Origin of the sequence: Paraburkholderia megapolitana (genome assembly GCF_007556815.1) — a bacterium.
GTDB classification, from domain to species: domain Bacteria; phylum Pseudomonadota; class Gammaproteobacteria; order Burkholderiales; family Burkholderiaceae; genus Paraburkholderia; species Paraburkholderia megapolitana.
Window position 1 is genome coordinate 2,786,344 of record NZ_CP041743.1, and the last position, 22,617, is coordinate 2,808,960.

Genomic DNA, 22,617 nt, shown 5'->3' on the forward strand with positions numbered 1-22,617 from the left:
ACTTCCTTCTTGAGTATTAAAAGAAACGACCTGCCGTACTTACCTGCCTCACCAGTCGAGCGTGATGCCGAGTAAATCCTGATAGTCCCCCGCGGGTATCGCCTCGTCGCGGCTGTTGACGACGCCGTACAGCGGCAACGTCACGCCGCGACCACGCCTGTCGATGACGAATGCCTGCGGCAGAAGCGGTACATACGGTTCGCTGCGCGCCGCATCGCGGTAGACGTTGTAGGGAATCTGACCGACCGCGTGGCCGAGCGCGTCGCGCCTGACGAGATAGCGGGTCGACTGGTTGCCATTGCGGCCGCTGTCGACCGACACCCTGAAGCCGCTGACTTCCGGACTACAGATGATCTGCACGGTGTCGTTAGATGTCGCCCTGCTGTCGGCCGTCAGATAGTCGGACCAGAGTGGCCCTTGTGCACCAAAATCGAGCCGGCCAAAATTCGCGCTGCCAACCACGCCTGCGATTGCGCAGCCACGATCGACCTGAAGACTCACCTGCATCGCGCCCGCCATCTGGCCCGACGGCACGGCAGTGAAAGGCCACGCGATCGCCACTCCCCCAATCATCTGCATCACTCGTTTGCGCATGCCATTTCCTGTTGTTTAAGTTGATCGATCGTCGGATAGCAGTGCCACACGGTATTCGATGAGCCCGGAACTATCAGCAGTTCGAGCACATGTCCGTGCGATCTTTTGGAAACCTTGTTGAGGTATAAGTAAACGAATTGCAGGCGATGTGAAGAAATGTCACTTATGCGGATTTATTTTTGGTTCGCCGCGGTGTGAGGAGTCGCCCATGCTCTGGAAGATGGGCGAACATTGGATGGGGATGAGATGAAGGCAAGCGGTAGCGCGCTCACCGGGCCGCTCGTGAGTATCACGAGGGCCAGGATAGAAACAGGGATCAGCTAGAAGCGGAACAACGCAGCAGGCGTGTCGACCAACACTTGTCGCCGCTCTTCGGCATCGGGTAGCAACTGTTCCATGTACGCATACGCTACGTCGTAATTAATCGACGACTCATAACCGACGTGTGGCCAGTCGCTGCCCCACAGCAACCGACGCGGCCCGAAGGTTTCGCGCAGCGGTTGTATCAGTTGCAATCCGGTTGCCTGCCAGCGCCCGGGGGCGTCGTTGCGATACGCGCCGGAAATCTTGACCCACACGCGCCCGCTACCCGCCGTGGTGAGCAGATAGCGGAAGCCGGGGTCGGCGGCACCGAGCTTTGGATCGGGACGCCCGAAATGGTCAATCGATATGTCGATACCTTCAGCGAGCAACGGCGGCAACAGCGCCGGTAGCCGCCGTGCCTCCGCGTGCAGTTCGATCTGCCAGCCCTCTTCGCGCAACCGCGGAAACAACGTGCGCCACGTCTGCGTCGAGAAATCGGGATCGGGGTGATCGATCAGGTTCAGACGAATCCCGCGCGCGCCCGCTTGCGACCATTCGGCGATCCGCTCGACATCGGTGGCGGGATCGAGCACGACGATGCCGCGCAGGCGCTGCGGATACTGCTTGAGCGCGGCCAGCAGATAGGTGTTATCAGTGCCGAGAAAGCTGGGTTGAATGAGCACGCCGTTCGACATCCGGTGTGCATCGAGCAATGCGAGGTAGCGCTCGAGCGGTGCATCGTAGCTGATCGAATAACGGTGGCCAGCAACCAGCGGCAGATTCTTCAGGAACACGTGAGCGTGCGTATCGATGCCCGTGATGCGGCGCGCCTCGCCGCCCGTCGTCGATGCACATCCCGCGAGTATTTGCGACGCAGCCAGACCGGCCAGCGCGCCGTTGAACGACCGCCTTGAAACCATCGTTGTCTCCGTTTTTTATGAGGCGGCGTAGTTCACCACACCGCCGGCACGCATGATTCGCGTCTTCCTGGTGCCCCGCTATTCGCCCTTGTCCGCATAAAGCGCGTCGAGCCGGTCGAACGCCGGTTTGTCGACCAGTCGTTGACGTTCGCCAAACGGCGCGACCAGTGCGGGATCTTCGTTCAGTTGTCCGTTGTCGCGCAGCGTCGTCAGCGCGTTCTGCATGCCTTTTACCGCGCCCTGCAATGCGGCGTTTGCATACAGCACCACGCCATAACCCAGCTTCTGCAACGCATCGCGCGACAGCGTCGGAGTCTTTCCGCCAATCACGATGTTGATCAGTTGCGGCGCATTGAATAGCCCCGGCAAACGTTCGACGTCGGCCAGCGTTTCGGTCGCTTCGATAAAGAGAATGTCGGCGCCGGCCTCGACGAAACGATGCGCGCGTTCGATTGCGGCATCGATGCCGTGCACCGCGGCTGCATCGGTACGCGCGACGATCTGCAGATTCTCATCGGTGCGTGCATCGACCGCCGCGCGAATCTTGCCGAGCATTTCTCCCGTCGAGACCACTTCTTTCCCTGAAAAATGTCCGCATTTCTTCGGCATCACCTGGTCTTCGAACTGGATCGCATCGGCACCGGATCGTTCGAGCGTACGCACCGTATGTCGTACGTTCAGTGCGTTGCCAAACCCCGTATCTGCATCGACGATGATCGGCAGCGACACCGCATCGCGCACCCACGCAGTGTGCTCGGCGATCTCGCGCAAGCCCACGAAGCCCAGGTCGGGCAGACCGAGCGACATGTTGGTCACGCCGGCGCCGGTCAGATAAATGGCCTCGAAACCGAGATCGGCGATGATCCGCGCACTCAGCGCGTTGAACGCACCCGCGACGAGCAGTGCCTCGCGGGCAGCGACCTTGCGGCGAAACGCCGCGCGACGGACAGCGGTGGTATCGGACATATCAGTGACTCATCGGTTGACACGGGAAAGGGGAAGCCGCTCCGGCAGGAAGCGCGGATACAGCCTGGCGGTACGTCAGCGTACGCGAAGGCTAGTAAATCGTCTCCAGTGCGGGTTGGTGTCGGCCTGGTATCGGGTTGCGCATGGATAAGACCGAGCGCTGTGTGCCGATATTATGAACGAACAGGATAAACATCTACTATGGTTAAGATACTTATTCATATGGGGAAGTTATGGAAATTTGCCCATCGGGAAACGCCCGGGGCGAACGAGCGAGATGTTTCGTCTACACTGATCGCGCCTAAAAACGCTGTCTTTACCCACTGCAACCCGATCAACCCATGCAAAGCGGCATCCATTTCGATCTGAAGGCGCTCGAGGTCTTCGTGGTGGTCGTCGAATCCGGCGGCATGACTGCGGCCGGGCAGCGGCTCGGCATCACGCAGTCGTCCGTTTCCCAAACGCTGTCGAACCTCGAGCAGGCACTCAACCTGCAACTGCTCGACCGCTCGCAGCGCCCGCCGATGCTCACGCCAGGCGGACGCCAGTTTTATAACCGCGCGCGCACGTTGCTCGGCGAAGCGAGAGATCTGAGCCAGGAGTTCTGCAAGCCGCGCGGCGAACCGATCAAGCACATTCGTATTGCGCTTGTCGATTCGCTGGCAACGAGTATCGGTGCCGGGCTGCTCGCGGCGATCCGGGCGCGCACGACGAACTGGTCGATGGTGACCGGGCAGTCGCACCAGCACGCCGACGCGTTGCTGTCGCGACGCGTCGATATCATCGTGTCCGACGATCCGGTCGAGAAAAGCCCCTTGCTGTACCGCCAGCGCATTCTGCGCGAGCCGTTCGTGCTGGTGCTGCCGAGCAACTTCAAGGGATCGGTCCATTCGCTGCGCAACCTGCTCGTGGGCGGCGATTTCATTCGTTACAGCAACACGACTGTGATCGGCCGCAGTATCGAAACGCAACTGGAGAAATGGGGCATTCAGCCGCCGTTGCGTCTGCAGCTCGACAATACGTTTGCGATCATGTCGCTGATCATGGCGAATGCCGGCTGGACCATCACGACGCCGCTGTGTCTGTTGCAATCGGGATTGACCGAGGACAAGAAATTTTCGCAGGCGTTTCGCCTGTTCCCGATTCCGGGCGAGGAATTCTTCCGCGAACTGACGATGATCGCACGCGTCGACGACCTGGGGCTGTTGCCGCAACAACTGGCTGAAGACAGCATGCAGTTGCTCAAAGCCAGTTTCCTGCCGATCATCGAAGCGAATGTGCCGTGGCTGTTGCCGTCGATCGTGCTGGGCTGACGTCGACGCCATATGCCTGCCTGATTTCCGAACGCGAACCGATCTCAGGTATTCGCAGATTGGATAACGCTTATGTTGCGCCAACCGTTCAGGCCTCGATACTCCGTTCTCCTTGCGCCTGGCCTCATCGGTCTGGAAGCACTTGGCCTCATGGCCGCGCGGAACGATGTCATGAGAGGTTGGACAGTAACGTTTCTCTTTCTGGTCGCAACAGACCTTATAGTCCTCACGTTGTGCTGCTGGAGGGCGCAGCGCGCAGTCTCTCTCCAGCGGCACTGGGTGCTGCTCGCGATCAGCGTCCTGATGGGCGCGATAGCACTCGTGCTTCGTGGCTGGATTTACCTTAGTAGTCTCTCAGCAGGTCAGCCAACCCCATTGCAGGTTGACTACACTGACTTTCTGATGATCCTGGACTATGTGCCGACTGTCATTCTCCTGTCGCATCCAAGCGGCAAGCCGTATTTGCGTTCCTTCCTCTGGATAGACTCCATTCAGGCCGTTATCATCGCCTACCTCGTATTCGTAACGCTTTTCGACGTCGTCCCATTTACGTATATGGCGCGTCATCCTGTCTCTGGCGACGCGTTGATCGATTTCTACAATAACGTCGACATCGCCATGTGCGCGATACTCGTGTTGCGGCTGTTCGCCGCGACCACCGAGGACGAAAGGCGGTTTTATCGCCTGTTCTGCTGGTACATGTTTGTCGACACAGTCCTGATCGCTTTGCACAACAAGATTGCTGGCCAGCTGCCCTACGCCTCGTACTACGAGTTGCTGGGCGTGGTGCCCAATCTGTTTTTTTGCATCCTTGTCTTGCATTTGCCACGCGAGAGAGCCGACACCGCAAAAGCGCGATTCCCGAATAATTTCGCTGACTTTCTGAATATTGCGAGCCCAGTGATCTTTACCACCGCACTGCTGCTTATGAGCATCCAGATCGCGCGACACTACTTCGACTTCGGCGCGAGTGTGCTGGTTGCGGTCTTCGTATTGTATGGACTCCGGGTCACGGTGCTTCAGCGAAACTACGAGACGGCTCAGAGGGACTTACAGCAAGCTCGCGACAGACTCGAGGCGCTCTCGCTGACCGATGCGTTGACCGGGTTGGCAAACCGCCGTGCCTTTGACCGGACGCTCGAAACAGAGTGGCTTCGTGCGGTGCGTGCGAACCGTGCGTTGTCGCTGTTAATGATCGACATCGACCATTTCAAGGCTTTGAACGATCGCTATGGGCATCAAGCGGGCGATCGTTGTCTCGCGGAGTTTGCTCAGGCATTGCGCGCAGCGCTTCCACGCCGCACCGATCTGCTCGCACGCTATGGAGGCGAGGAATTTGCCGCGATTCTTCCCGATACAGATCGCCTTGGCGCAAACATCGTGGCGCGCACCATGCAGGAATCTGTCAACCAGTTGCGAATCGAGAATCGGACGTCAACGGGACGCTACGCCTCCATCAGCATTGGAATCGCAACATTTGATTCGCCACAAGGCGATACTGGCGGGTTCCTGCTACAAGCAGCGGATCGTGCGCTCTATGCGGCAAAAGAGAAGGGACGAAATCGGATCGAAGCATATGTAGAGGATGACGTCTTCGATACGGGACTATCCTAGCCATTACCCCAAACGGAGAACAACATGGAAATCCCAGATATCCATCAAGCCCTGCAGATTTACTTCGACGTCATGTACGAGTGCGATCTGGAAAAATTCGATCAGATTTTCCATCCGACCAGTTCGCTGTTCGGGATGCAAGACGGCAAATTCAGTCTGCGCCCATTTGCCCAGTATCGTGCGGAAATCGCAGTGCGCAAACCGCCTAAGAGCGTGTCGCAGCCTCGTATCGATTCCGTCCTGCAGATCAGTGTGTTGTCGCCGGAGATGGCGTTCGCACAGGTTCGCGTGCGGATCTTCGAGAAGATCTTTATCGATAACCTCAACCTGCTGAAGTTCGATGGGAAGTGGATGATCGTGGCAAAGATCTTTCACGACGCCGAGACAGTCGCGATGTAGAACTCACAGCAAGACGACACCAGGCCGCAACTTCTCATAGCGCAACTGCCGCAGGTCCGCGATGTTGACGCCGGAAGCGGCCACCATCAGGATCTCGTCGGCGAGCGCGGCAAAGTCGGCGCGAAAATGCACCGAGCTTTTCAGCACGAGGATGCGGTAATCAGCAGGATTCGCGCCGACATGGCGGAACATCGCCTGATCGGCGGCCTGCTGTTTACGGCTCGACACCACGATATCGATACCTTGCGGGCCGCCGCAACGCACACGCACCATTGGCCCGAGGTCCATCTGGCAGCCCAGGTAGAACGGCCCGGTGCCGATAAAACGACCGTTGCCGAGCCCCAGCACCTCGAACGGTCCTTGTAGCGGCGGCGCACCGCCTTCCGCGCTTGAACTACTGCTCGAACCGCCTAACGACACATCGATAACCGCTCCGATACCCGCCCGCGTCGCCGCCTCGGCGAACACTGCATCGCACACTACACCGGCGCACACGTGCTGCGCGTTTTGCCGTAGTAATTCGTGCAGCAGATCGGTGGTATTGCCCGCACCGCCGCCGCCTGGATTGTCGTGCGTGTCGGCGAGGATCACACGTCCCGTATCAACCCGCCGCGTGTGCGTGAGCGCATGTTCGACGGCTACGGCAGGCGCATGCAGACACCCGCCGAACGCCGCCTGACTCGCAAGCACCGCTTCGGTCAGTTGCTCAACCGCAATATCGAGCGCAACCGGATCGCTGCCATACGCAATCACGCTCGGACCGCTGTAGTAGATATCGGCGAGCGGGAAACCTGGCACGAAATCGATCGTCGCAACGCGCTCCGACTCGAGCGATTCGCTGAGCGCGACCAGGCCGCACATCGGTTCACTCAACGTGCTTTGCCATGGCATCGGAATCAGAAACGGCAACTGACGATAGCGCTTCCCGAGCACGTCACCCTGAAGCAGCCGGTCGAGCAGCACGCATGCGCGTCGCCCGGTCCGCGCCATGTCGACATGCGGATAGGTGCGATACGCGACGAAGCCACTCGCGTGCTCGATCATCGTCGGCGTGATGTTCGCGTGAAAGTCGAGTGCGGCGACAATCGGCATTGCGTCGCCGACACGTTCGCGCAAGCGCCGCAGCAGTTCGCCCTCGCCGTCCTGCAGATGCTCGGTCACCATCGCACCATGCAGATCGAGAAACAAAGCATCGAGCGGTCCGGCATCGCGGATCATCCGGTCGAGCATGAAGGCGATCGCTTCGAACGCGTCGTCGGTGACAACGCCGCATGGGTTCGCGGAAGCCCACAGCAACGGGACCAGTTGATGTGCATCCCGCGCTGCCTCGATGAAACCATCGATCGCCAGGTTCACGCCCGCCACCGCGTCGAACATCTCGGCGCCGACCAGCAATCCTGGCCACGCGTCGGCTTCGACGAACGTGCTAAAGCGCGCGCGGCTCGACGCGAAGGTATTCGTCTCGTGCAAGAAGCCCGCGATCCCGATCCTTGCCACACGATCTCCCGATAAGCGCTAGCGATATCACAACGACCCGTTCACCGCCGCGACGAAAATCTCGCTGTACTCGTCGGCGGTGAACTGGATCGGATTGGTGCCGGACGAGCCGTCGGCTACCGCCATTGCACCGACCTTCGCTGCCTGGCCGGCGTCGATGCCGATTTCCTGCAACGTGTGCGGAATCTCGAGCGTGTCGCGCATCGACAGTACCCAGTCGAGAAACGTGCCGAACGACGGCGAAGCAAGTTCGAGGTAGCGTGCAAGCAATTCGATGCGTTCGGCGATGACGGACTCGTTGGCCTTGAGCACGTAAGGCATCAGGATCGCGTTCAGCAGGCCGTGATGCGCGTCGTACAGCGCACCGAGCGGATGCGCGAGCGCATGCATGCCGCCGAGCCCGCGTTGAAACGCCGTAGCGCCCATGCTGGAGGCAACCAGCATCTGCAGACGCGCGTCGAGATCGCGACCGTCCCTGACCGCGCGCGGCAGGAACTGCTTGATGAGCCGGATGCCTTCGACGGCGATCCCTGCCGCCATCGGGTGATAGAACGGCGAGCAATATGCTTCGAGGTTGTGCGACAGCGCATCCATGCCGGTCGCGGCTGTTAGCTTCGCCGGCAGACCGACGGTCAACTCAGGGTCGAGAATGACGATCGCCGGCAACATGCGCGCGTGAAAGATGATGCGCTTCACGTGCGCGCTGTCGTCGGTGATCACCGAGGCGCGGCCGACCTCCGAGCCGGTCCCGGCCGTCGTCGGCACCGCGACGACCGGGGCCATGCCAGCCACGTTCACGCGCAGATAGTTGTCGCCGACGTCCTCGAAGTCCCATAGCGGACGATCCTGACCGACCATCAGCGCGACGGCCTTGGCCGCATCCAGTGCGGAGCCGCCACCGAAGGCGATCACGCCGTCGTGGCCACCGGCCTTATAGGCCGCCACGCCGTCTTCGACATTCTTGCCGGTCGGATTGCCCTTGATCTGGTGAAACAGCCCGCTTTCGAGGCCATCGGCGCGGCACTGTTGCAGCACATCGTTGATGAGCGGCAGCGATGCGAGCCCCGGATCGGTGATCAGCAGCGGCTTGCGCATGCCGAGGCTCTTGCACCATTGCGACAGTTCGCGGACACGGCCCGCGCCGACCTTGACCGCGGTCGGGTAATTCCAGTTTGCTGACGGAAGTGACATGGGGATTCCTTCGATGGCGCTCAGAGTGGCGCTTTAAATACGTGTTTTCAGATGAAACGACTTCGGCCGCGTCAGATGTTCGTAGCCGATCGCCGACAGTGTCGCGCCGCGCCCGGTCTGCTTCACACCGGTCCACGCCAGCGCCGGGTCGAGATAGTCGCAACGGTTCATAAAGAAGGTGCCGGTTTCCACACGGCGACCGATCGACAGCGCCGCGTCTTCATCGGTGGTGAAAACGGCGGCGGTCAAACCGTAAGGGCTATCGTTCATCAGTTCGATCGCGTGCTCGTCGCCCGATACCGGCATGATGCCGACCACCGGCCCGAAGCATTCGTCGTTCATCAGTTTCATGCCGTGATTCACATCGACGAACACGCCCGGCGCCACATACGGCGTCCCGGCTCGCGACAAGCCGAACTGCGCTTCATCGATCAGATTGCGTGCGCCTTTCGCCAGCGCTTCGCCGACAATCGTACGGACCTCGTCGGCTGCGGCTGTGCGTACAACCGGACCGAGCGTGGTGTCCGCATCGAGCGGATTGCCGAGCACGTACTGCTTCGTCAGCGCAACCGCGCGCTCGACGAAATCGTCGTACAGCGCCTGCGCTACGTAGATGCGTTGAATGCCGCAGCACGACTGCCCCGAGTTGAAGAACGCGCCGTCCACCAGCGTCTCCACTGCGTGATCGAGCTGCGCGTCGGCGCGCACGTAGGCCGGATCGTTGCCACCCAGCTCCAGCCCGACGCCGATAAAGCGCCCCGCCGATGCTTCCTCGACCGAGCGGCCGCCACGCACCGAACCGGTAAAGGCGACGAAGCCGATCTCGTCCGCGCGAATCAGCCGTTGTACGCGCTCATGATCGAGATGCAGATACTGGAACACTCCTTCGGGCACACCGGCCGCGACGAACGCCTGATAGATCAGTTCGGCGCATAGCGGTGTCTGATCCGAGTGCTTGAGGATCACCGTATTACCCGCCAGCAGCGCCGGCACGATGCTGTTCACCGCTGTCAGCAGCGGGTAGTTCCATGGTGCGATCGTCAGCACCACGCCGACCGGGTCGCGCGCAATAAAGCGCGTAAAACCATCTTGCGGCGCGACCTGCACTGGCTTCAGCGATTCTTCGGCAATCGCGATCATGTGCCGCGCACGCGCCGCGAAACCTTCCACTTCACCGGGCGTATAGCGCAGCGGTCGTCCCATCTGCCGCGTGATCGCCTCGGCAATCGCGGCCTTGTTCGCGACGAAGTGCTCGACCGCGCTGCCAATCACCGCCATCCGTTCCTTCAACGGTACGTCGCGCCACGCCTTCTGTGCGGACTGGGCGCGCTGCAGTGTCTGCGCGATCTGCGACTCGCTCGCATACGGACGACGCACGTATTCGCTGCCGTCGATCGGACTAAGGGTTATCAGTTCCTGTTTCATGAGTAGAGTCGCTTCAGATGATTTCGAAGTAGCGGGCCAGTTCCCAATCGGTCACGTGCCTACGGAATTGACGATCTTCCCATTCGCGGGTGGCCGCGAAATGTTCGACGAACGCTGCGCCGAACAAAGTCTGCGCCGCCTGCGACTGACGCAGCCGCTGCGCCGATTCCCACAGCGTGCACGGCAGCTTCAGATGATCGGGAAAAGTTTGTGTATACGCGTTGCCCGTGACGATCGTGTCGGGCTCGAGCGCCTGCTCGATGCCGTACAGGCCGGCACCCAGTGCGGCGGCCAGCGCGATGTAGGGATTGGCATCGGCGGAACCGATGCGCACCTCGATGCGCTGCGATTTCTCCGAGCCCGGGATCAACCGCAACGCGGTGGTCCGGTTCTCGACGCCCCAGGTTGCATCGAGCGGCGCCCAGTAGCCGGGCACGAGCCGTGAATAACTGTTCACCGTCTGCGCGTACATCGCCATGAATTCGGGCAGATAGCGCTGCACGCCCGCCATGAATGCGCCCTGCCGCACGCTCATGTTGTGGGGGCGGCTAGCGTCGTGGAACACCGACTCGCCGGTGCGCGCATCGCGCAGCGACAAATGGATATGACCGCTTTGCCCCGGGTATTCGTGCGACCACTTCGCCATGAAGGTCGCCATCAGTTGATTCTTCTGTGCAAGGGCCTTCGTGAAAGTCTTGAACAGCATCGCCTTGTCGGCAGCATCGGCGGCGTTATCGACGGCGATTGCGGCTTCGAGAACGCCCGGGCCAGTTTCGGTGTGCAGCCCTTCGATCGCCATGTCCATCTGCTCGCACATATCGAGCAACTGCCTGTAGAAATCGCCTTCGACCGTGCTGCGCAACACCGAGTAACCGAAGTTGCCCGGCGTCCAGGTCTTCAGGTTGCGGTAGTTCTTCTCGCGGATCGAGTGCGGTGTTTCCTCGAACATGAAGAATTCGTATTCGAGCGCGGCGAACGCGTCGAAGCCCATGTCCGCGGCACGCTTGAGCACGCGATGCAACAGCCTGCGCGGACACACCGGTTCGGCGTCGCCGGTGAATTCGGCGAGGAAGAACAGCATGTCTTCGCCGTCGCCCGGCTCGAGCGGCAGACGCCGGCAACTCTCGGGCACGATGCGCACCATCGCGTCCGGATAAGCCGTATGCCATCCGGTGTAGCGCGTGTTGTCGTACATCTGGTCGTCCAGATCCCAGCCCAGCACGACGTTGCAGAAGCCGAAGCCGGCCTTCAACGCGCCGAGGAACTTGTCCTTGCGCAGATACTTGCCACGCAGGACTCCGTCGATATCCGACATGCCGACCTTGATATGCGTCAGACGGCTCGCCTCCACCAGGCGCATGGCGTCCTCCGCCGTTTTGATCGCCCGTTCGGGCCTCGCGTGCTCATTGGCGTGCTGATTCATGAACAGTCTCCGGATAGTGTCTTTCTTGTCGAATGTGGGTGCTGCATGGCCGGCGAGCGCTCATCGTAGAAACGGGCCATATCCGCTTCAACAACAATCAGTATCGGTTATGGAGAGGATCGCATTGCGTAATACTCGTAGTCCGCCGCCGCTTTGAGCCCCCGCCGAACCCCGTATCCCCTGGCCGAACGACCGCGCGCCGCGCCCATTCAGGGAAAATATCGGCTCGTCCCGCAGCGGCCGCAACCCTCGCGACAATACGCTTTCCACCCTACAGGAGGGAGACATGGCAAACAGCCAGATTGAGCAAAAACGCATCCCCTTCGCCTTTCTGGCGGTCGGCATCATGTTTTCGGTGATCGGTGTGGGGCTGCTGGGCGCCGCGATTTCGATCTTCCGGCATCAATACAGGCCGTCGACTCCGCTCATGATCCTGGTGGGGTTCAGCTGGGCACTGTTCGCGATGGTGATCTCGATGCTGCTGGCGCTGCCCGGCGCGAAGGCGAGCGGTCGGACGCGGCGGCGCACGGGCACCGTATCCACCGCCGATCCTTATCCTCTACCCGGTCAGACGCTGCCCGGTGTGACGGGACCCGGTGTCGAGATCGAGAGCGAAGCGACGCTCACGGCACGCAGCCCGCTGCCCGCGCTCTGGCTCGGCGTCGCGTCGATCGGGCTGGCCGCAGTGTCGGTACTGTTTTACGTCGACGGTCGGGCAACGGGTCTCGGCACCCTGATCGGCCTGACCCTCGCGTTTTTCATCATGAGCTGGGCCACGAAAGCATGGCCCCGCGCCCGTTCCGAAACGCAGGAATGAGCAGGGTAAGCGTCTCGTCATGCACCTGGCTGTCGTGGTCCCCTTCATTTGCCTGACGCTGGGCCACGACCGGTAGAGCGGTTTACCTGGCTCATAACGGCCCACTACCCGGGATACCTTCTCTCGACACCTTCGCCCCGGCCCGTGCCCGAACACTGTGCGACAGGCACCGTCGCGGCGCATGCGGAAGACTCGCACAAGGTGCAATATAAATTCGTAAAATCGTTATATCTTTGATAATACATCGAGATAAATTTATGCAAATTCAATTGAATAAAAAACCATAATTCGCCAAAAACCTCCCATTCACCCTGAAAATGATTCGATCGGTAAATTCAAACGCCCGCCGTCCCCTCGAAGCCCTCGCCGACAGCCGCTCGCCTGTCGGCGACGAACAGAAGACCGCCCACTGCAAGCGCCGCCCGCGGTGTGCCCGCTCATCTGCACGCGTCGAGAAACGGCGGTCGCCCGAATGCGCCCGGCGCCGTTCCGACAAACATGTCATCGCGCGCATATGAGTTGCCCGGCTTAGCATATTAGCTATAGCCGGTGCGGTTCTCCGCAGTTTGCCCAGTTCACCCGCCGGCCACCCACACGCCGCAACAGCCCACTCACGATCACGTTACATGGACATGAACGCCACTCAGGCCAGGCAAAAACTGTGGCGTAAACACAGCGCCTGCGCACAACGAATGCACCTTCCTGTCGCGGCCAGGCGCCCTGCATTAGTGCTGGACATGGGCCATCGAGTCACTTTGATTAAATTTATGCATCTTGTTTAATTTCCCAACGAATACCCATGTCTGGATGGATTTTATTTACTTTTATCTTGCGTTTACCCATTTCGCCAGACTATATTCACACCAACAGCATTGCACTGCACAATGCAACTGATTAGTTCAGCTTTTAAATGCGGTGCGCATTGCTTTCCCCGATGTCGCCGCTCGAGGTCGCGCGTCCTGGCGTGACGGTGAATCGTTTTGTCTTCCGGAATGTGGAGATGGACATGCCTGTCGAAAAAGTAGCCGTTCGCCTCGCGAATTCTTTCCACGTGCACGTCGAGCGGCATATCTTCCATGCCGATCGCGACAGCGTGATCCTGATCAACGGTGCACTGGCGACAACTGCGTCGTTCGGGCAGACCATCAAGTACATGAGCGCGCATCACAACGTCCTGTGCTTCGACCTGCCGTATGCCGGTCAGTCCCGGCAACATAACAAGCGTTCGTTTCTGCTCAGCAAGGATGACGAGGTCGACATCCTGCTCGAGCTGATTCACCGCTACAAGCCAGGCTATCTCTGTTCGGTCTCGTGGGGCGGGCTGGCGGCGCTGCTGGCACTTTCGCGCGGCGCGAGCAGCATTCGCCGCGCGGCGATCTGTTCGTTTTCGCCGTACCTGAACGACGCGATGGTCCGCTACATCACCACCGCGCGCGACCTGCTGTCGCGCGGTGAAAACAAGGCGGCCGCGCATCTGCTCAACGATACGGTCGGGCGTAATCTGCCGCGTATCGTGAAGCTGCTCAACTACCGCTATCTGACCAGTCTGCCGAAGGAAGAACAGGATCAGGTCGCGTTCCACGTCGACCAGATTCTCGCGTTGCAGCCGGACGTCTATCTGCCGCAGATGTCGAACATCCGCTGCCAGGTGAAGTTCATCAACGGCATGCTCGACGAACATACGACCGCCCGCGATATCCGGCAGATCTCAACCTACGTCAAAGGTGCGCAATTCGCTGCGATCCCCGACGCAGGTCACTTCCTCGACCTGGAAGGCCGCTCACAGGCCGCAGCCGTGCGCGACGAGATTCTCGGCTTTTACGGCGAGCCGGTTCAGACCGCAGCTCCGGTCCTCGTTGCCGCCGCAGCGCAAGAGCAAACGTTTGCGCCACTCGAACTGAACACCTCGTACGGAGCGTGAGCGTGGCTTTCGCGCGCTCTGCAATCAGCGCGATCGCACAGCCGGCCCCGGTCGCGTACCGCACTCGCGTGCCGTTGCCGGGAACTTCGCAGACCGTCCGGGCGCGCATGCCGGACCTGTACTGAGCGCACTCATGGCACAGATCGTTATTACGGCCATCGGCTCCGCCGGCGACGTTCATCCGTTCCTCGCGATCGGCCGCACGCTCATGCAGCGCGGGCACCGGGTCGTCTTCTGCACGCACCCGCCGTTCGCCCCGCTCGTCGAGGCAGAGGGTTTCGCGTTCGTGCCGATCGGCACCGCGCGGGAATACGAAGAAGCGCTCGCGAATCCGGCGCTGTGGAATCCGCGCACGTCGTTTCGCGTGCTCTGGAAAGTCATCGCGCCGTCCATCCGTCCGCATGTCGACGCGCTCTCGTCACTGCTCACCGACGATACCGTGATGCTCGGCTCGCTCTGGGCCTTCGCCGCACGCATCGTTCAGGAGGTGCACGGCACGCCGTATGTGTCCGTGCAGGTATCGCCTTCAACGTTGCTGTCCGGGCACGCGCCGCCTACGCACAAGCGCTTCACCGTGCCGATGTGGCTGCCGCTGCAGGTGCGGATCGCATCGATGCGGCTGATCGAAAAAGCCGTGCTCGACCCGGCGCTCGGACCGGCACTGAACGGTGTACGCAACGAGATCGGCCTGGCACCGGCACGACGGATACTCGGCAAATGGCTGCATTCGCCGGATGGCGTGCTGTGCCTGTTTCCCGACTGGTTCGCGAAGCCCCAGCCCGACTGGCCTTCAAACCGCTTTCTGTGCGGCTTTCCGTTGCCGGTCGAGTCCACCGCTACGCCGCTCGACGACGATCTCGCCGACTTTCTTTCATCCGGTGCGCCGCCGGTCGTGTTCACTGCCGGCTCGACCTTGATCGACGAAGCCGCCTACTTCGGCGCCGTCGAAGAAACACTGCGCCTGACCGGCGCGCGCGCCATCTTGCTCACGCGCAGCAAGCCGGCGTCGCTCGCGGCCATGCCGGACGTGCGCGTGCGGCCGTTCGTGCCGATGCATACGCTGCTGCCGCGCTGCGCGGCCATCGTTCATCACGGCGGCATCGGTACCGCGGCGCTCGCCTTCGCGAGCGGCATCCCGCAGGTCGTCACGCCGTTTGCCCACGACCAGTTCGATAACGCCGCGCGCATCGAGAAGACCGGTTGCGGCGTGCGGATCGACGGGCCCGCGAACGGCCGCGCGATTGCCACGGCGCTGCGCCACGTGACGCGCGATACCGGCGTTGCCGCCCAGTGCGCAACGGCCCGGCAGCACATCGTTGCCGAGCCGAATGCGTGTGTCGCCGCCGCGCAGTACATCGAGCGTTTCGTGCCGTCCGTGCCCGCTGTGGCGGAGCTGGAATCGTTTGCATGACGGGCGCGTTGCAGGACTCCGTACCGGGCCCGGGTCCAGATTCACTTTCACCCGCCGGCAACGGCGGCGCACCACCTTTGCTGCGTGGCGCGCGGCTCGCGCTATTGACGTTCGCGCTGTCGCTCGCGACCTTCATCGAGATGCTCGACTCGACGGTGACCAACGTCGCGGTGCCGTCGATAGCAGGCAGCCTGGGCGTAGCGAATTCGCAGGCGACCTGGGTGATCAGTTCGTATTCGGTGTCGGCGGCCATCGCGGTGCCGCTCACTGGCTGGCTGTCGGCGCGGGTCGGCGAAGCGCGGCTCTTCATCGTCTCGGTGCTGCTGTTCACCCTGACGTCGATCATGTGCGCGGTTGCGCCGAACCTCGAACTGCTGGTGTTTTTCCGCTCGCTGCAGGGCCTCAGTTCGGGGCCGATGGTACCGCTGTCGCAAACCATTCTGCTGCGCGCGTTCCCGCCGCAAAAGCGGGTGTTCGCGCTCGCCCTGTGGGCGATGACGGTACTGCTCGCCCCGATCCTCGGGCCGGTGTTCGGCGGATGGATCATCGATCGTTTTTCATGGCCATGGATCTTCTTCATCAACCTGCCCATCGGTATCTTCGCGTTCCTCGTGTGCGTGTCGCTGCTGCGACGCGAGCGCGCGCCGGCACGCCGTCCGCGCATCGACGTGCCGGGTATCGTGCTGCTCGTAGTCGGTGTCGGGTCGTTGCAGGCCGTGCTCGATCTGGGTCGCGAATACAGCTGGTTCGATTCGTCGCTGATCGTCACGCTCGCGGTCGTCGCCGCGTTGTCGCTGTCGGCGCTGCTGATCTGGGAATCCGCCGAGTCGCAGCCGGTCATCGACCTCTCGCTGTTTCGCGACCGGACCTTCACGTTCGGCGTCGCGATCACCTCGCTCGGCATGATGGCGTTCTCGGTGATCGGCGTGATCTTTCCGCTCTGGCTGCAAACGGTGATGGGCTACACCGCGATGCAGGCGGGCATGGCGTCGGCGCCGCTCGGCATTCTCGCGTTCGTGTTCTCGCTGCTGATCGGCATCTACCTCAAGAAGCTCGACGCGCGGATGGTCACGACGTTCGGCTTTCTCGTCTTCGCCGCCGTGCTGTGGTGGAACGCGCACTTCACGCTGACGATGTCGTTCTGGCAAATCGTCACGCCGCGGCTGATCCAGGGCATCGGGCTGCCCTGCTTCTTCATTCCGCTGACCGCGGCGATCGTCTCGCGCGTGCCCGATCACAAGCTCGCTGCCGCATCGGGTCTATCGAATTTTTTGCGTACGGTGTCCGCTGCGTTCGGCACCGCGCTGAGCATCACCTGGTGGGACAGTCGCGCCGCGTTTCACTACGGCACGCTGCGCCAGTCGGTCACGCAAGCTTCCGACGGGACCAATCTGTTTGTGCAGTCCGTCCACGATGCGGGCCTCGCTACCGGCCCGCTGCCGGTGATCCGCGAAGTCGTCCAGCAACAGTCCTACATGATGGCGACCAACGACCTCTTCTATATGGCCAGCATCGTCTGTGTCGGGCTCGCCGCGACGATGTGGCTGACCAGACCCGCGCGCGTGTCGGGCGTCAATGCGGGACACTGACCACATGAAGCTCACTCCGATCCCGTACCAGGACACATTGACCGGCAGCCCCATGCAACGGCGCTCCAGTCATACGGATACCCAGGTGGCTACACCATCGCTCGATCATGACGTCGATGCGAGCACGCTCGGCGCACTCGTCGTGCTGTACCGCCCGACCGATCAGCAACTGCTACACGTTGCCGGGCTGCGCGCGCATTGCGCGTCGCTGCTCGCGGTAGACAATTCGCCCGATGCGCGCCCCGAAATTCCCGTGATGCTGAACAGCGTCGGCATCGACTATCTGCACAACGCGAACCACGGCGGCATCGCCGGCGCCTATAACCGCGGGCTTGCGCGACTCTTCGCGCAGGGGGCGACGGCAGTCGCGCTATTCGATCAGGACTCGCGCGCCAGCGACGATTTCTTCGCGATCATGCAGGCATCGTGTGCGCGGCTCGGCACGCAGGCATTTGCGATCGGACCGCAAATCTACGACGAGAACGCCGAGCGCTTTTTGCCGCAGATGTACAGCAATGGCTTTACGGTCCGCACGCTCGACGTGCAGGACGACGGCCCGCTGCAACGCTGTTCGTTTCTGCTGTCGTCGGGGGCGGTGATCTCGCGGCTCGCGTACGAACAGCTCGGCGCGTTCACCGAAGCGCTCTTCATCGATCACGTCGACACCGAGTATTCATTGCGCGCGTTGAAGCGCGGCGTGCCGTTCTATCTCGATCCGAACCTCGTGCTGCGCCACCGGATCGGCGAAAAACGCACGCATCGGTTCGCGTTCTGGCACGTCACGTCGATGAACCATCCCGCGTTTCGCCGCTACTACATGGCGCGCAACGCGATGTATCTATGTCGGCAATACCTGCGCTCGTTTCCGGTCGCCATCGTGCCGAATCTGATTACGCTGTGGCAGGTCGTGCAGGTGACCCTGTTCGAGCAGGACAAGCTGACGAAACTGCTGGGCATCGGTTGCGGCATTGTCGACGGTGTGCGCGGAAGGCTCGGTCCGCTCGATCAGGCGCGACCGCGTCTTGCCGCCCGCTTCGGACGGTCCCGCCGATGAAACTGCGCGCCCCGAACCTACCCGTTGCATGCACGGCGCTCGCATCGATCGTGCTTGCACTCATGCTCACCGCGTGCGTCGACGACGGCACCGCGCGCCATGCGGTCACGATGCGCGCGCCGGCCGCAGACGCACTCGCGAAAACGCTCGGCACCGTGACACCGGCTGCGCAGGCGTGGCCGTCTGCGGACTGGATCGCCGCACTCGGTGACCCGCAACTGGTCGCGCTCGTCAACGAAACGGTTGCGAACAGCCCTGACATCGATGTCGCGAATTCTCGGGTCGCCAGCGCTCAGGCTCAGCTCGAGACGTTCGGCTCGACCTCGGGACTCTCGGCGACGGCGACGGCATCGGCGCTCAAGGCTCGTCTGCCGAAGGTCGACGGCGCCACTAACGTGGATATCGCCGGCAACAGCGTCCCAATCAACCTGTTCACCGACCCGTGGGTTTCACCGGCGAGCGTGACGGGCGTGGCGCACTACGACCTGGACCTGTGGGGCCGCAATCGCGCGGCGACGCGCTCGCTCGTCTCGGCACGCGATGCCTCGCGGGTCGACGCGCAGCAGGCACGTCTGTCGCTGGTCACCTCCGTCGTCACGCTATACGGCCAGCTCGATGCCGACTACGCGCTGCGCGACCTCGTCGCGCAGAAGCAGCAAGACGAACAGCGCCGCGACACGATCATGCAAACGCGCATGAACCGCGGTCTCGACACGGGCTACGACGCGCAGGACGCACATATTCGTCTCATCAAACTCGGTTTGCAGCTACAACAGGCCGAAGACACGATCACGCAAACCCGTCTGCAGATCGGCATACTGACCGGCAACGGTCCGGAACGCGGCCTCGCGCTGGCGCGTCCGAAGCTGGCAACCTCCAGCGAGACAGTGCTGCCGTTGCCCGCGAACCTGCCGCTGCAACTGCTCGGCCGGCGACCCGATATCGTGGCTGCGCGGTTGCGCGTCGATTCGGCAGAAGGCCGGATCGACGCCGCCCGTGCGCAGTTCTATCCGAACATCGACCTGCTTGCCACGGCCGGCCTGTCGACGCTCAATATCGGTTCGCTGTTTTCCAGTTCGTCGGCGCTGTTCGCGATCGGGCCGGCCGTGTCGCTGCCGATCTTCGAACGGCCGCGTCTGCGGGCGCAGCTGCATGGCGAACAGGCGAACGCCGATACGATGATCGCGCTCTACAATCAGGCGTTGAATACGGCACTCGGCGAGGTCGCGCGTTCGATCGCCACGCTGCGCGGCGCCGACGCGCAGATCGCCGAGCAGGAGCAGGTAGTCGCCGCGCGCAACCGCATCGTCTGGATCTCCGACGAGCGGCACAAGCGCGGTCTCCTGCCCGAAGAAACGCTGCTGTCGGCACGCATCTCGCTCGCCGATGACCAGATTCAACTCGTTTCCTTGCGCGCGCAACGGCGTGACGCGAAAATCGCCTTGATCCGCGCACTGGGCGGCGGCTTCGACTACGACATCAAAGAGAACCACGGGAATGCATAGAGACAATCTGGTCGAAGCGGACGTTGTTCCAGTGGTCCGCGACCCGCGCAAGGTCCGCCGACGCAACGCGATGTTCGCGGTGCTCGGGGCCTTCGTGCTGCTTGCGGCGCTCGCCGCCGGCATCGACTGGCTGGTCTGGGCCCGCTATGACGAAAGCACCGACAACGCGTACGTGACGGGCAATATCGTGCGGATTGCCGCGCGTGCGCCAGGCGTCGTGCGCGACGTCGCGGTGATCGACACCGAATGCGTGAAGGCCGGACAGACGCTTGTGCGGCTCGACCCGACCGATGCGCAGATCGCGCTCGAACGTGCCCGGGCCAATCTCGTGCAGGCCGTGCGGCAAAACCGTCAAAGCGGGTTCACGAATGCGATGAACGAGGATGCGGTGCGCGCGCGCACGGTCGATCTCGATCTTGCGAAGCAGGCGCTGAAGGCGCGCTCGAATGCGCCGGCGGATATCGTGTCGGGCGAGGAGTTTGCGAAAGCTCAGGCCAATGTGTCGCTGGCACAGGCCAATCTTGCCGCTGCACAAAACCAGCTGGCTGCGGGGCGTGCATTGGCGGGTGGTGGAAATAATCAGGGCAGCGCCGCGCCGGGCGCCGAAGCCAGCCCCGCCGTCGCCGACGCTGCGCAGCAGTTCCGGCTCGCCTATGTGAACCTCGCACACACGACGATCGCGGCACCGGTCGCCGGCTGCGTCACGCAGCGCTCGGTGCAGATCGGCCAGCCCGTTGCCTCGGGCGCGCAACTGATGGCAGTCGTGCCGCCCTCGCAATTGTGGATCGAGGCCAATTTCAAGGAAGCGCAGATCCGCCACGTACGCATCGGTCAACCGGTGGAGATGACCGCCGATCTGTACGGCTCGGACGTGGTCTTTCATGGACGGGTCGACGGGCTCGCGCCGGGCACCGGTAGCGTGTTCTCGATGCTGCCGCCGCAGAACGCAGCCGGCAACTGGATCAAGGTGGTTCAACGGCTGCCGGTGACGATCTCGCTCGATCCGGCCGAAACGGCGGTGCATCCGTTGCCGCTCGGTGTGTCGATGAATGTGTCGATCGATACCCACGACCGCAACGGCAACATCGCGACTGCGGCAGCGCGACCGCGCGCGGGCAGCTCGCCGGTGGTCGACGACGCAGCGATGCAGCAGGCGGATGCTGCCGTCAGTGCGGTGCTCAATGGGCAATAAGCGGGCAATAACCGGGCAACAAGCAGAGGTCACGACGCGGTCATTCACCGCCCGCGTCCCCAGGAAACCCTAGTCTCTCGTTGGCCCAGGTCAACACGATAATGCGTGCGATCTCAGACGCCTGAGCGTCCGGCAACGCGACCTGCGTGTCCTTATAGATCTCAGCAAGTTGGCTGTCGACATCGCCCAGCGCAGAATCGGCGCAGATGGCCTGCTCGACCGGCGTGGCGGCACGTTTGCAATCGAATGAAGCCGCATCTGCCGATGTCGTCCAGATTGCGGCGGCAATACATAGCGTCAGGGAGGTCGCCGTACCGCTAACGGGGCGCGTGGTTATTTTCCGCATGATGTTGCACTCCTCCGATGGCTTTTCACTTTCAGCCCGATCGCGCTCCAGATCAAGACGAAATCGCGAAAAATTATCGCGCGCCCGCCTGGTGTCCTGATTTCATCCACCCACTATCTCCGAATAAATCTGAGTGAGCGGCTCAAAATTTTCTACAGATAAACAACATCAAGTTACTAATTCAAGATAACTAAACGTATACGATTCACGATTCACAAAACGTGACAAATCCAATAAGAAGATAGTGTGAACTCATGTTACTCACTGCGATGGGGAGGCGACGATATACCCACATGTTCCGTTCGGAACTCACTGTGTCGATCGCCGGAGTTTCGTGCACACCACAAAAATATTCGATCAACATCATGCACATCTTATTAGTTGAAGATGATCCGGCTCATGCCGAAGCGGCGATGCGAGCGATGCGTTCGCTCGAAGGTCCGATCCATCACGTGAACGACGGTCAGAAAGCCGTAGCGTTTCTAAAAACGCATCTTGCGGATCTCATCATCATCGACTGGCAATTGCCCGGCATCGATGGCTTCGAGTTGTTGCAATGGGTGCGCGTGAACCTGGGGGATCGGCCGGTGGTGCTGTTTCTGACCAGCCGCGTCCTCGAAGTCGACATCGTGCGCGCCCTGCGCGCCGGGGCCGACGACTACATCGCCAAGCCGTTTCGCCTCGATGAACTGACAGCCCGGGTCGAAGCGCTCTTACGTCGTCACCAGCGAAGCATCAAATCCGCGGATGTCCTGTGCGTCGGGAATTACATCCTGGACTCGGGTCACCGTTGCATCTCGCTGCACGGCAAACGGATCGAGCTGACCGGCAGGGAATTCGACGTCGCCGCGTTCCTGCTGCGCAATACCGGCCGGGTCATATCTCGCGATCTGCTCGCGAAACTCGCGTGGGGACGCGAGATCGACAGCACGTCGAGAACCATCGATACCCATATCTACCGGATTCGTCAGAAGCTCTTCGCCGATCCGGTGAATGGCCTGCGCCTGCGCACGATCTACACGCACGGTTACCGGCTCGACGAAGACGACTGACTCAGGCGAAACCCCAATTCCCGCTGTCGACGTTCCTCTCTAATCTCGCACGATCTACAAACAGAACATCGTTCTATTAGACAGA

19 protein-coding genes are annotated in these 22,617 nt (G+C 61.6%); 11 read left to right on the forward strand and 8 right to left on the reverse strand.

Translation table 11 applies throughout. The features are described 5' to 3' along the window. Positions 1–48: 48 nt before the first annotated feature. The 3 genes from FNZ07_RS11765 to FNZ07_RS11775 form a co-directional block, all read right to left on the reverse strand. Positions 49–594, reverse strand: coding sequence for a Csu type fimbrial protein (locus FNZ07_RS11765; RefSeq protein ID WP_091006503.1), 546 nt, complete (start codon positions 592–594; stop codon positions 49–51). Between the two features lie 320 nt (positions 595–914). Then, positions 915–1,817, reverse strand: a complete 903-nt coding sequence (locus tag FNZ07_RS11770) for an amidohydrolase family protein (RefSeq protein WP_091006506.1) — start codon at positions 1,815–1,817, stop codon at positions 915–917. A 78-nt stretch (positions 1,818–1,895) separates the two neighbouring features. Next, positions 1,896–2,783, reverse strand: coding sequence for an isocitrate lyase/PEP mutase family protein (locus FNZ07_RS11775; protein ID WP_091006508.1), 888 nt, complete (start codon positions 2,781–2,783; stop codon positions 1,896–1,898). A gap of 341 nt (positions 2,784–3,124) precedes the next feature. Between FNZ07_RS11775 and FNZ07_RS11780 the strand changes: the two genes are divergently transcribed. The 3 genes from FNZ07_RS11780 (at position 3,125) to FNZ07_RS11790 (ending at position 6,109) form a co-directional block, all read left to right on the forward strand. Further along, positions 3,125–4,096, forward strand: coding sequence for a LysR family transcriptional regulator (locus FNZ07_RS11780; protein ID WP_091006510.1), 972 nt, complete (start codon positions 3,125–3,127; stop codon positions 4,094–4,096). A gap of 279 nt (positions 4,097–4,375) precedes the next feature. Continuing rightward, positions 4,376–5,710 (forward strand): GGDEF domain-containing protein, encoded by a 1,335-nt coding sequence (locus FNZ07_RS11785; RefSeq protein WP_170275724.1) that lies wholly within the window; start codon positions 4,376–4,378, stop codon positions 5,708–5,710. A 24-nt stretch (positions 5,711–5,734) separates the two neighbouring features. Beyond that, positions 5,735–6,109, forward strand: coding sequence for a nuclear transport factor 2 family protein (locus FNZ07_RS11790; RefSeq protein ID WP_091006514.1), 375 nt, complete (start codon positions 5,735–5,737; stop codon positions 6,107–6,109). 3 nt (positions 6,110–6,112) lie between these two features. On the opposite strand, the gene FNZ07_RS11795 is transcribed toward FNZ07_RS11790, so the two are convergent. From FNZ07_RS11795 to FNZ07_RS11810, 4 genes are read right to left on the reverse strand one after another with little or no spacing between them, the layout of a single operon-like run. Continuing rightward, positions 6,113–7,606 (reverse strand): M81 family metallopeptidase, encoded by a 1,494-nt coding sequence (locus FNZ07_RS11795; RefSeq protein WP_091006516.1) that lies wholly within the window; start codon positions 7,604–7,606, stop codon positions 6,113–6,115. 27 nt (positions 7,607–7,633) lie between these two features. After that, positions 7,634–8,797, reverse strand: coding sequence for an iron-containing alcohol dehydrogenase (locus tag FNZ07_RS11800; RefSeq protein ID WP_091006518.1), 1,164 nt, complete (start codon positions 8,795–8,797; stop codon positions 7,634–7,636). A gap of 33 nt (positions 8,798–8,830) precedes the next feature. Next, a complete protein-coding gene (locus FNZ07_RS11805; protein WP_091006519.1) occupies positions 8,831–10,222 on the reverse strand; it encodes an aldehyde dehydrogenase family protein in 1,392 nt (463 codons plus the stop codon). Between the two features lie 13 nt (positions 10,223–10,235). Next, entirely contained in the window at positions 10,236–11,645 is a 1,410-nt protein-coding gene (locus tag FNZ07_RS11810; protein ID WP_091006521.1) for a glutamine synthetase family protein, read from the reverse strand. Positions 11,646–11,931: 286 nt separating this feature from the next. Between FNZ07_RS11810 and FNZ07_RS11815 the strand changes: the two genes are divergently transcribed. The 7 genes from FNZ07_RS11815 to FNZ07_RS11845 all read left to right on the forward strand — a co-directional run bounded on the left by FNZ07_RS11815 (position 11,932) and on the right by FNZ07_RS11845 (position 21,134). Continuing rightward, on the forward strand, positions 11,932–12,462 hold the full coding sequence (locus tag FNZ07_RS11815) for a hypothetical protein (RefSeq protein WP_091006523.1): 531 nt from the start codon (positions 11,932–11,934) through the stop codon (positions 12,460–12,462). A gap of 1,006 nt (positions 12,463–13,468) precedes the next feature. Next, positions 13,469–14,383 (forward strand): alpha/beta fold hydrolase, encoded by a 915-nt coding sequence (locus FNZ07_RS11820; RefSeq protein ID WP_091008692.1) that lies wholly within the window; start codon positions 13,469–13,471, stop codon positions 14,381–14,383. A gap of 133 nt (positions 14,384–14,516) precedes the next feature. Continuing rightward, on the forward strand, positions 14,517–15,794 hold the full coding sequence (locus tag FNZ07_RS11825) for a glycosyltransferase (protein ID WP_091006525.1): 1,278 nt from the start codon (positions 14,517–14,519) through the stop codon (positions 15,792–15,794). Beyond that, the gene (locus FNZ07_RS11830; protein WP_091006528.1) at positions 15,791–17,383 is read left to right on the forward strand and encodes a DHA2 family efflux MFS transporter permease subunit; all 1,593 of its coding nucleotides are present in this window, start codon (positions 15,791–15,793) and stop codon (positions 17,381–17,383) included. Before FNZ07_RS11825 ends, FNZ07_RS11830 begins: the two co-directional genes overlap by 4 nt. A 4-nt stretch (positions 17,384–17,387) precedes the next feature. After that, on the forward strand, positions 17,388–18,437 hold the full coding sequence (locus tag FNZ07_RS11835; RefSeq protein WP_245811291.1) for a glycosyltransferase family 2 protein: 1,050 nt from the start codon (positions 17,388–17,390) through the stop codon (positions 18,435–18,437). Next, positions 18,434–19,942, forward strand: coding sequence for an efflux transporter outer membrane subunit (locus FNZ07_RS11840; RefSeq protein ID WP_091006529.1), 1,509 nt, complete (start codon positions 18,434–18,436; stop codon positions 19,940–19,942). Before FNZ07_RS11835 ends, FNZ07_RS11840 begins: the two co-directional genes overlap by 4 nt. Further along, positions 19,935–21,134, forward strand: a complete 1,200-nt coding sequence (locus FNZ07_RS11845; RefSeq protein WP_091006531.1) for an HlyD family efflux transporter periplasmic adaptor subunit — start codon at positions 19,935–19,937, stop codon at positions 21,132–21,134. Before FNZ07_RS11840 ends, FNZ07_RS11845 begins: the two co-directional genes overlap by 8 nt. A 40-nt stretch (positions 21,135–21,174) precedes the next feature. Here FNZ07_RS11845 and FNZ07_RS11850 read toward each other — a convergent pair whose 3' ends face one another. Then, on the reverse strand, positions 21,175–21,480 hold the full coding sequence (locus FNZ07_RS11850; RefSeq protein ID WP_091006532.1) for a lysozyme inhibitor LprI family protein: 306 nt from the start codon (positions 21,478–21,480) through the stop codon (positions 21,175–21,177). Between the two features lie 365 nt (positions 21,481–21,845). On the opposite strand from FNZ07_RS11850, the gene FNZ07_RS11855 reads away from it, so the two are divergent. Continuing rightward, positions 21,846–22,532 carry a response regulator transcription factor gene (locus FNZ07_RS11855; RefSeq protein ID WP_091008698.1) on the forward strand — a complete coding sequence of 229 codons (687 nt, stop codon included), beginning with the start codon at positions 21,846–21,848 and terminating at the stop codon, positions 22,530–22,532. The last annotated feature ends 85 nt before the right edge of the window (positions 22,533–22,617 follow it).